The organism is Streptomyces sp. SID5910 (assembly GCF_009862125.1).
GTDB lineage: Bacteria > Actinomycetota > Actinomycetes > Streptomycetales > Streptomycetaceae > Streptomyces.
This window is the reverse complement of the sequence record NZ_WWHX01000404.1, coordinates 1-9,074: the sequence shown is the minus strand read 5'-3', so window position 1 is coordinate 9,074 and position 9,074 is coordinate 1. Positions and strand designations below refer to the sequence as shown.

Here is a 9,074-nt window from a genome sequence, read left to right as displayed (position 1 = left end):
AGGGGCGCGGGGAACTGCGCGACCAGCCACAACGAAACCCGCACCCGAAGGAGCACAGTGACCACCCTCCTCGAATCCGAAGAGCACAAGTCCCTCCGCGAAGCGGTGAAGGCCTTCGCCAAAACCCACCCCACCACCCTCGGCACAGACAACCACCGCTTCTGGCAGGACGCCGCCAAGCTCGGCTACATCGGCGTCAACCTGCCGGAGGCATACGGCGGTGGCGGCGGCGGCATCACCGAACTCTCCCTCGTCCTCGAAGAGATGGGCGCCGCCGGCAACCCCCTGCTCATGATGATCGTCTCCCCGGCGATCTGCGGCACCGTCATCTCCCGCTTCGGCACCGAGGCCCAGAAGCAGGAGTGGCTGCCCGCCCTCGCCGACGGCAGCCGCCTGATGGCCTTCGGCATCACCGAACCCGACGCCGGCTCCAACAGCCACCGCATCACCACCACCGCCCGCCGCGACCCGGCGAGCGGGGACTGGCTGCTCACCGGCCGCAAGGTCTTCGTCTCCGGCGTCGACATCGCCGACGCCACCCTGATCGTCGGCCGCACCGAAGACGCCCGCACCGGCAACCTCAAGCCCTGCCTCTTCATCGTCCCGCGCGACGCGGACGGCTTCCAGCGGCGCCCCATCGACATGGAACTGGACGCCGCCGAGAAGCAGTTCGAGCTGGTCCTGGACGACGTACGGCTGCCCCCGGAGGCCCTGGTCGGCGACGAGGACGCGGGCCTCCTCCAGCTCTTCGCCGGCCTCAACCCCGAGCGCGTCATGACCGCCGCCTTCGCGATCGGCATGGGCCGCTACGCGCTCGCCAAGGCCGTCGAGTACGCCCGTGAGCGCACCGTCTGGAAGGCCCCCATCGGCGCCCACCAGGCCATCGCCCACCCCCTCGCCCAGGCGCACATCGACCTCGAACTGGCCCGCCTCATGATGCAGAAGGCGGCCCATCTGTACGACGCGGGCGACGACATCGGCGCGGGCGAGGCCGCCAACATGGCCAAGTACGCGGCCGGCGAGGCCTGTGTGAAGGCCGTCGACCAGGCCGTGCACACCCTCGGCGGCAACGGCCTCACCCGCGAGTACGGGCTCGCCCGGCTGATAACGGCGTCGCGCGTGGCTCGTATCGCCCCGGTCAGCCGGGAGATGATTCTCAACTACGTCTCCCACCAGACCCTGGGCCTGCCCAAGTCGTACTAGGCCGTATCCAGCCCGCGTTGGAGGAACCGTGTTCCGCAGCGAGTACGCAGAAGTCCCGCCCGTCGAACAGCCCATCCACGACGCCGTGCTCGGCCGGGCCGCCGTGTTCGGCAACGCCCCGGCCCTGGTCGACGGCACCGACGGCACCACGCTCACGTACGAGCAGGTGGACCGGTTCCACCGGCGGGTCGCCGCCGCCCTCGCCGAGGCCGGGCTGCGCAAGGGCGACGTCCTCGCCCTGCACAGCCCGAACACGGTCGCCTTTCCGATCGCCTTCTACGGCGCCACGCGCGCGGGTGCCTCGGTGACCACCGTGCACCCGCTCGCCACGGCGGAGGAGTTCGCCAAGCAGCTCGGCGACTCCCGGGCCCGCTGGATCGTCACCGTCTCACCCCTCCTGGGCGTCGCCCGCCGGGCCGCCGAACTCGCGGGCGGCGTCCGGGAGATCTTCGTGTGCGACAGCGCGTCCGGCCACCGCTCCCTCATCGACATGCTCGCCTCGACCGCGCCCGAACCCGAGGTCGCCATCGACCCGGCCGAGGACGTCGCCGCCCTGCCCTACTCCTCGGGCACCACCGGCACCCCCAAGGGCGTCATGCTCACCCACCGGCAGATCGCCACCAACCTCGCGCAGCTCCAGCCCGCCGTCGCGGCCGGACCCGGCGACCGGATCCTCGCGGTGCTGCCGCTCTTCCACATCTACGGGCTCACGGCCCTCATGAACGCCCCGCTGCGGCTCGGCGCCACCGTCGTCGTCCTGCCCCGCTTCGACCTGGAGCAGTTCCTCGCCGCTATCCAGAACCACCGCATCACCGGCCTGTACGTCGCCCCGCCGATCGTCCTGGCCCTCGCCAAGCACCCCCTGGTCGCCGACTACGACCTGTCCTCGCTGAAGTACATCGTCAGCGCCGCCGCCCCCCTCGACGCGCGTCTCGCCGCCGCCTGCTCGCAGCGGCTCGGCCTGCCGCCCGTCGGCCAGGCCTACGGCATGACCGAACTGTCCCCGGGCACCCACGTCGTCCCCCTGGACGCCATGGCCGACGCGCCGCCCGGCACCGTCGGCAAGCTCATCGCCGGCACCGAGATGCGCATCGTCTCCCTCGACGACCCCGAAAAGGACCTCCCCGCCGGCGAGTCCGGCGAGATCCTCATCCGCGGCCCCCAGGTCATGAAGGGCTACCTGGGCCGCCCCGACGCCACCGCCGCCATGATCGACCCGGACGGCTGGCTGCACACCGGGGACGTCGGACACGTCGACGCCGACGGCTGGCTCTTCGTCGTCGACCGCGTCAAGGAACTCATCAAGTACAAGGGCTTCCAGGTGGCCCCCGCCGAACTGGAGGCCCTCCTCCTCACCCACCCCGGCATCGCCGACGCGGCCGTCGTCGGCGCCCACGACGACGACGGCAACGAGGTGCCGCACGCCCACGTGGTGCGCCGGACGCCCGCCGACGGGCCCACCGAAGGAGAGGTCATGATGTACGTCGCCGAACGCGTCGCCCCCTACAAACGCGTCCGCCGGGTCACCTTCGTCGACGCCGTGCCGCGGGCCGCCAGCGGCAAGATCCTCCGCCGGGAACTGCGAGGCCGCCCGTGACCCTGATCGACCGCACGCGCGCGCGGGGCGTCGAGACCCTCACCCTCGACTCCCCGCACAACCGCAACGCCCTCTCCGCGGCCCTCGTCACCGGCCTGGCCGCCGCCCTCACCGACGCCGGGAAGGACCCCGGCGTCCGCGCCGTCGTCCTCACCCACACCGGCACCACCTTCAGCGCCGGCGCCGACCTGCGCGACCCGCCCGACCCGGACGCCCTCGTCGCCCTGCTCCGGCAGATCGTGGAGCTGCCGAAACCCGTCATCGCCCGCGTCACCGGACACGTCCGCGCCGGCGGCCTCGGCCTGCTCGCCGCCTGCGACGTCGCCGTCGCGTCCACCACCTCGACGTACGCCTTCACCGAGGTCCGCATCGGCGTCGCCCCCGCCGTCATCAGCCTCACCGTGCTGCCCCGCACCGACCCCCGCGCCGTCGCCCGCCACTACCTCACCGGCGAGCGCTTCGACGCCGCCGAGGCCACCCGCCTCGGCCTGGTCACCGCGGCCGGCGACGACGTGGACGCCGTACTCGCACCCGTCCTCGACGGTGTGCGCCGTGCCTCACCGCAGGGCCTGGCCGAGACGAAACGGCTGCTCACGGCTAGGGTGCTGGAGGCCTTCGACCGGGACGCGGCCGACCTGACCGCGCTCTCGGCCCGGCTGTTCTCCTCCCCGCAGGCCCGCGAGGGGATGACGGCCTTCCTCGAACGACGGGATCCGGAATGGGTGGTGTGAGCGCGGCCGACCGTGCCGAGCGCGTACCGAAGCAGGACCGCAGCCGGGCCACCCGGCAGCGGCTCCTCGCGGCCGCCGTGGCCTGCCTCGCCGAACACGGCTGGGCCGGCTCCACCGTCTCCGTCGTCGCCGAACGCGCCGGCGTCTCCCGCGGCGCCGCCCAGCACCACTTCCCGACCCGCGAGGACCTGTTCACCGCGGCCGTCGAGTACGTCGCCGAGGAACGCTCCGGCGCCCTGCGCGCCCTGTTCCCCGAGGGCGCGGCGGCCGACGACCGCCGCGCCGCGGTGGCCGCCCTGGTCGACCTCTACACCGGGCCGCTGTTCCGCGCCGCGCTCCACCTGTGGGTCGCCGCCTCCAACGAGGAGCAGCTGCGCGGCCGGGTGACCGAGCTGGAGGCCCGCGTGGGCCGCGAGACCCACCGCATCGCCGTCGACCTCCTCGGCGCCGACGAGAGCCGCCCCGGCGTCCGCGAGACCGTCCAGGGCCTCCTGGACATGGCCCGCGGCCTCGGCCTCGCCAACCTCCTCACCGACGACGCCGCCCGGCGCGAACGCGTCGTCGCCCAGTGGGCGGACCTGCTCGACGGAGCGCTGGGCTGACCCGCCCCGGCCCGCCAGGGGCTCACGGCGCGAGCCGCTCCACCCGCCAGCCCCCGTCGGCCCGCGCCACGTACCGCAGCCGGTCGTGCAGCCGGTTCTCCCGGCCCTGCCAGAACTCCACCGTGCCCGGCACCACCCGGAACCCGCCCCAGTGCGGCGGCACCGGCACCCGCTCGCCCTCCGGATAGCGCGCCGCCAGCTCGTCGTACACGGAGTCCAGCGCCTCCCGGCCCGCCACCACCGACGACTGGACGCTCGCCCACGCCCCGAGCTGCGAACCGTGCGGCCGGGTCCGGAAGTACGCCGCCGTCTCGTCCCGCCCGGTCCGCCGCGCCACGCCCGTCACGATCACCTGGCGGGCCATCGCGTGCCAGGGGAAGAGCAGCGCCACGTGCGGGTTCTCGCCCAGCTCGCGCCCCTTGCGGGACTCGTAGTTGGTGTAGAAGACGAAGCCCCGCTCGTCGAAGTGCTTCAGCAGCACCGTGCGCGAGCTGGGCCGGCCCTCGGCGTCCGCCGTGGACACGACCATGGCGTTCGGCTCGAACAGGCCGCCGTCCGTCGCGGCCTGCTTGAACCAGCGCGCGAACTGCTCGACGGGCGTCGCGGCGAGCTCGCTCTCAAGGAGCCCGTCGGCCCGGTACTGCTTGCGCATCGACGGAAGATCGAAGGGGACGGCATCGCGGTCGGTCACGACGGCCATCCTGCCGTATCCGCGCCGCCCGGCCCCCCGGTGTCCTTCGTCACGCAGTGGCACTGAGTGCCGCACCCCCTCCCCAAAGGTGACACCCGGGGATATCGTGCTGGTTCCGTCCCGGTCGGATGAGCACCGGCCGGACGGGGCATCACACGGGTGACCGCAGGGACCGCGAGCCGGGACACGACCGTGGATCCATGGGGACGACCGCACTCGTCCCCGCGCGGGTCGCCACACATCACGACCACGAGGAGCCGCCTGATGTCCGCATTCGTACCCGGACTAGAGGGAGTCGTCGCGTTCGAGACGGAGATCGCCGAACCCGACAAGGAGGGCGGTGCCCTCCGCTACCGCGGCGTCGACATCGAGGACCTGGTCGGACACGTCTCCTTCGGCAACGTGTGGGGCCTGCTCGTCGACGGCGCCTTCAACCCCGGCCTGCCGCCCGCGGAGCCCTTCCCCATCCCCGTGCACTCCGGCGACATCCGCGTCGACGTCCAGTCGGCGCTCGCCATGCTGGCGCCGGTCTGGGGCCTCAAGCCCCTCCTCGACATCGACGCCGAGCAGGCCCGCGCCGACCTCGCCCGCGCCGCCGTCATGGCCCTGTCCTACGTTGCCCAGTCCGCCCGCGGCCAGGGCCTGCCGATGGTCCCGCAGCGTGAGATCGACAAGGCCCAGTCCGTCGTCGAACGCTTCATGATCCGCTGGCGCGGCGAGCCCGACCCCAAGCACGTCGCCGCGGTGGACGCCTACTGGACCTCCGCCGCCGAGCACGGCATGAACGCCTCCACCTTCACCGCTCGCGTCATCGCCTCCACCGGCGCCGACGTGGCCGCCGCCCTCTCCGGAGCCGTGGGCGCCATGTCCGGCCCGCTGCACGGCGGCGCGCCCTCCCGCGTCCTCGGCATGATCGAGGAGATCGAGCGCACCGGGGACGCCGAGGCGTACGTCAAGAAGACCCTGGACGCCGGCGAGCGCCTCATGGGCTTCGGCCACCGCGTCTACCGCGCCGAGGACCCCCGCGCCCGCGTCCTGCGCCGCACCGCCCGCGAACTGGGCGCGCCGCGCTACGAGGTCGCCGAGGCCCTGGAGAAGGCGGCCCTCACCGAGCTGCACAACCGCCGCCCGGACCGCGTCCTGGCGACCAACGTCGAGTTCTGGGCGGCCATCATGCTGGACTTCGCCGAGGTCCCGGCGCACATGTTCACGTCCATGTTCACCTGCGCCCGCACGGCCGGCTGGTCGGCGCACATCCTGGAACAGAAGCGCACGGGCCGCCTGGTCCGCCCCTCCGCCCGCTACACCGGCCCGGGCCCCCGCGACCCGCGCGAGGTGGAGGGCTACGAGGACATCGCGGGCTGACCCCCAAAAGGCCCCGCAGCACGCAGACGACCCGCGAGTCAGGTTCCTCCGAGGAGGAGCCGGCCGGACGTACCGGCGACTCGCGGGTCGGGTGACTGCTTGGGATTGGGCCGGCTGCACGCGTCTCTCACGCGCTGGTCCGGCACCGCACTCCGTGTGGTGCCGGGCCGTTAGCCCGCAGCCACCTCACGCGTCCGGATCTCATACATCTGCCGAACCACCTCCCTTCTCGTGTGCCCCCACACTAAAAACCGGACGGCCGTCGGGGCAACGACTTTTTTCGCGCCGGTCCGGCCACCGATATGCGTGGACGCGTTCTGCCTGATCACCTAGCGTTCCGGGCATGACGCAGCGGCGGACGATTTTGAGTGGGTCCAGCTTCGAGGAGCGGATCGGGTATGCCCGGGCCGTCGTCGACGGGGACCGGGTGCACGTGTCGGGGACGACTGGGTTCGACTACGCGGCGATGACCATCGCCGACGACGTGGTGGAGCAGGCCGAGCAGTGCCTGCGCACCATAGGTGCCGCGCTGGCCGAGGCCGGCTGCACCTTCGCGGACGTGGTGCGGGTGCGGTACCTGCTGCCCGCGCGGGAGGACTTCGAGCGGTGCTGGCCCGTGCTGCGGCGGGTGTTCGGCGAGGTGCGGCCCGCGGCCACGATGGCGGTGTGCGGGCTCGCGGACGAGCGGATGCGCATCGAGATCGAGGTGGACGCGCGCCGGGGACCCGTCACGCCCGGGGCGGGGCTGCGGATCGAGGCCGTGGCCGGCGACGCCATGGCCGAGCAGTGGCGGCACGTCCACAACGAGATCGTGCCGCCCGCCGCGATGTCCCTGGACGACGTGCGCGAGCGCGCCGTCCGGTACCGGCTGGAGAACGCCTATCTCGGGGACGTCCTCGTCGGATGCTCCACCGTGCGGCCGCCCGCGGGGGAGGAGCGGGTGGCGACCGTGATCGCGCGCACGCTGCCGGCGTTCCGGGGGCGCGGCATCGGCGCGGCGCTCTACGAACGGGGGCTGGCGCACGCGCGCGGGCTCGGCGCCGGGCCGGTGGAGACGGTGGTGCTGGCGGCCAACGAGGAGGGGCTGCGGTTCGCCGGGGCGCGCGGGTTCACCGAGCAGGAGCGGTACGTCCTGGACGGCGAGAGCGACGAGTGGGTGGATCTGCGGCTGGCGTCCGTGGAGTGACGGCGGGACCCTGGATGACAGGGGCGTATGCCGGGTTTCCGCTGCGCAACGATTTCCGCAATCTTGCGGGAACCCGGTGTGTGCTGCATCACGTTCGAGTTGAATGAAGGCCAGTGAAGGAACCGGCGTACGGTACGGCGGACGCAGCCTGCAGGGGGTTCAGGTGAGTGCTTCCCGGCGTAGTGGGACCACGGACGAGCTGGGGCCGGACGAGCCGGAGCAGCCCGAGCGGGACGGCGCGGACCTGTTGGCCGCGCTGCTCGACGGGATGGACGCGGCGCTGTGCGCGTTCGACGCCGACGGTGTCGTCACCCACTGGAACCGGGAGGCGGAGCGGATCCTCGGCTGGACCGCGGCCGAGGCCGTGGGCCGGCACGGGTTCGCGGGCTGGGCGGTGCGCAGCGCGGACGCCGGGGAGGTCGAGGAGCGGCTGCTGTCGGCGATGCGGGCGCCGGGGCGTCAGGTGAACGAGTTCGCGCTGCTGACGAAGGACGGCGGTCGGGTGCTGGTGCGCACCCAGTCTGCGGCCGTGCGCGGCCCGGACGGACGGCCGGCCGGGGTGTACTGCGCGTTCAGCGAGGTGCACACGCAGATCGACCTGGAGCGGTCCATCGCGCTGAGCGAGGCGCTGCTGGAGGACGCGAGCTGGGGTGTCGTCCTCGTGGACGTGGACCTGCGGCCCGCCGTGGTCAACGCGCACGCGGCACGCGCGCTGGGCACCGGCCGTACGGCGGTGCTGGGCCGCCCGCTGGGCGACCTGCTCTCCCAGGGCGTGGAGGAGCTGGAGAGCGCCCTCACGCATGTCCTGGCGGAGGGCGCGCCGCCGGCGCCCGCCGAGATCTGGGTGAGTGTGCGCACCCCGGAGGGGGAGCGGCGGCGGTGCTGGCGCAGCGGGTTCGTGCGGCTGGCCTCGCCGCTCGCGGAGGAGCCGGTGCCGCTGGGCGTCGGCTGGCTGTTCACGGACGTCACCGAGGCCAAGCAGGGCGAGCAGGAGGCGGCGCTGCTGCGGTTCCGCGCCAACCAGCTGCACCGCGCGGCGCGGGCGGCGGCCGAGTGCGAGGACGCGGCGGAGGCGGCGACCGTGCACCTGGACTTCGCGCTGGCCGGGTTCGCGGACCACGCGCTGATCGACCGGGTGGCGGGCGGTGCGCTCGCGGACTCCGCGTCGGCGGAGCCGGTGCGGCTGGTGCGGGTGGTGACGACGCCGTCGGGCGCGCCGGGGACGGGCCTGCCGTCCGGGGCGGCCGGGCTGCCCGTGCGCTACGCGGAGGGGCATCCGGCGTTGCAGTGCGTGGACCGGATGGGCTCGGTGCGCGCGAGCGCGGGCACGGGCACGGTGCCGCCCGAGCAGGCCCGCCGGTGGGCCGAGGCCCGGCAGTGGCCGGCGGACGCGGTGCACGCCCTGTGCGCGGTGCTGCGCAGCCGGGGGCGGACCCTGGGCGTCGTGACGTTCCTGCGCGGCCCCGGCCGCGGCCCCTTCGAACGCCCCGACGCGATGTACGCGGAAGACGTCGCGGTCCGCATCGCAACGACGCTGGACCTGGCGGGCGCGGTGGGGGAGAAGTAGCCGCCCGCCCGCGAACGCCGCCGGCGGCCACCCCACGCCCGCGACCCCGGCCGCCGCTGCCCCGGGTGACGCCTGCGGTCGTGAGCGATGCCCGGCCGGTGCGCCGCCGGGTGCGCATGCGGCCCCCGGCCC

8 protein-coding genes are annotated in these 9,074 nt (G+C 73.8%); 7 read left to right on the top strand and 1 reads right to left on the bottom strand.

All coding sequences use genetic code 11. The annotated features are described in order from the left end of the window. Positions 1-57 precede the first annotated feature (57 nt). The 4 genes from GTW67_RS14540 to GTW67_RS14525 are packed head-to-tail and all read left to right on the top strand — an operon-like array spanning position 58 to position 4,133. On the top strand, positions 58-1,203 hold the full coding sequence (locus tag GTW67_RS14540; protein WP_161165239.1) for an acyl-CoA dehydrogenase family protein: 1,146 nt from the start codon (positions 58-60) through the stop codon (positions 1,201-1,203). 28 nt (positions 1,204-1,231) lie between these two features. After that, positions 1,232-2,800 (top strand): AMP-binding protein, encoded by a 1,569-nt coding sequence (locus GTW67_RS14535; RefSeq protein WP_161165238.1) that lies wholly within the window; start codon positions 1,232-1,234, stop codon positions 2,798-2,800. Continuing rightward, positions 2,797-3,531 (top strand): enoyl-CoA hydratase family protein, encoded by a 735-nt coding sequence (locus GTW67_RS14530; RefSeq protein WP_161165237.1) that lies wholly within the window; start codon positions 2,797-2,799, stop codon positions 3,529-3,531. Before GTW67_RS14535 ends, GTW67_RS14530 begins: the two co-directional genes overlap by 4 nt. Continuing rightward, complete coding sequence (locus GTW67_RS14525) at positions 3,519-4,133, top strand: TetR/AcrR family transcriptional regulator (RefSeq protein ID WP_202437230.1); 615 nt, start codon at positions 3,519-3,521, stop codon at positions 4,131-4,133. The genes GTW67_RS14530 and GTW67_RS14525 overlap by 13 nt, the downstream gene beginning before the upstream one ends. Positions 4,134-4,155: 22 nt before the next feature. On the opposite strand, the gene pdxH is transcribed toward GTW67_RS14525, so the two are convergent. Beyond that, the gene (gene pdxH, locus GTW67_RS14520; RefSeq protein ID WP_202437229.1) at positions 4,156-4,833 is read right to left on the bottom strand and encodes a pyridoxamine 5'-phosphate oxidase; all 678 of its coding nucleotides are present in this window, start codon (positions 4,831-4,833) and stop codon (positions 4,156-4,158) included. Between the two features lie 255 nt (positions 4,834-5,088). Between pdxH and GTW67_RS14515 the strand changes: the two genes are divergently transcribed. The 3 genes from GTW67_RS14515 to GTW67_RS14505 all read left to right on the top strand — a co-directional run bounded on the left by GTW67_RS14515 (position 5,089) and on the right by GTW67_RS14505 (position 8,942). Then, positions 5,089-6,189 carry a citrate synthase 2 gene (locus GTW67_RS14515; protein ID WP_161165234.1) on the top strand — a complete coding sequence of 367 codons (1,101 nt, stop codon included), beginning with the start codon at positions 5,089-5,091 and terminating at the stop codon, positions 6,187-6,189. A 343-nt stretch (positions 6,190-6,532) separates the two neighbouring features. After that, positions 6,533-7,375: a GNAT family N-acetyltransferase gene (locus GTW67_RS14510; protein WP_161165233.1), complete on the top strand. Its 843-nt coding sequence runs from the start codon at positions 6,533-6,535 to the stop codon at positions 7,373-7,375. A 163-nt stretch (positions 7,376-7,538) separates the two neighbouring features. Further along, the gene (locus GTW67_RS14505; RefSeq protein WP_346010657.1) at positions 7,539-8,942 is read left to right on the top strand and encodes a PAS domain-containing protein; all 1,404 of its coding nucleotides are present in this window, start codon (positions 7,539-7,541) and stop codon (positions 8,940-8,942) included. The last annotated feature ends 132 nt before the right edge of the window (positions 8,943-9,074 follow it).

Bases quoted from the DNA above. Each gene is read 5' to 3' on its own strand.
- GTW67_RS14525 (WP_202437230.1), top strand. From the start codon at position 3,519: ATGGGTGGTGTGAGCGCGGCCGACCGTGCCGAGCGCGTACCGAAGCAG.
- pdxH (WP_202437229.1), bottom strand. From the start codon at position 4,833: ATGGCCGTCGTGACCGACCGCGATGCCGTCCCCTTCGATCTTCCGTCG.
- GTW67_RS14515 (WP_161165234.1), top strand. From the start codon at position 5,089: ATGTCCGCATTCGTACCCGGACTAGAGGGAGTCGTCGCGTTCGAGACG.
- GTW67_RS14510 (WP_161165233.1), top strand. From the start codon at position 6,533: ATGACGCAGCGGCGGACGATTTTGAGTGGGTCCAGCTTCGAGGAGCGG.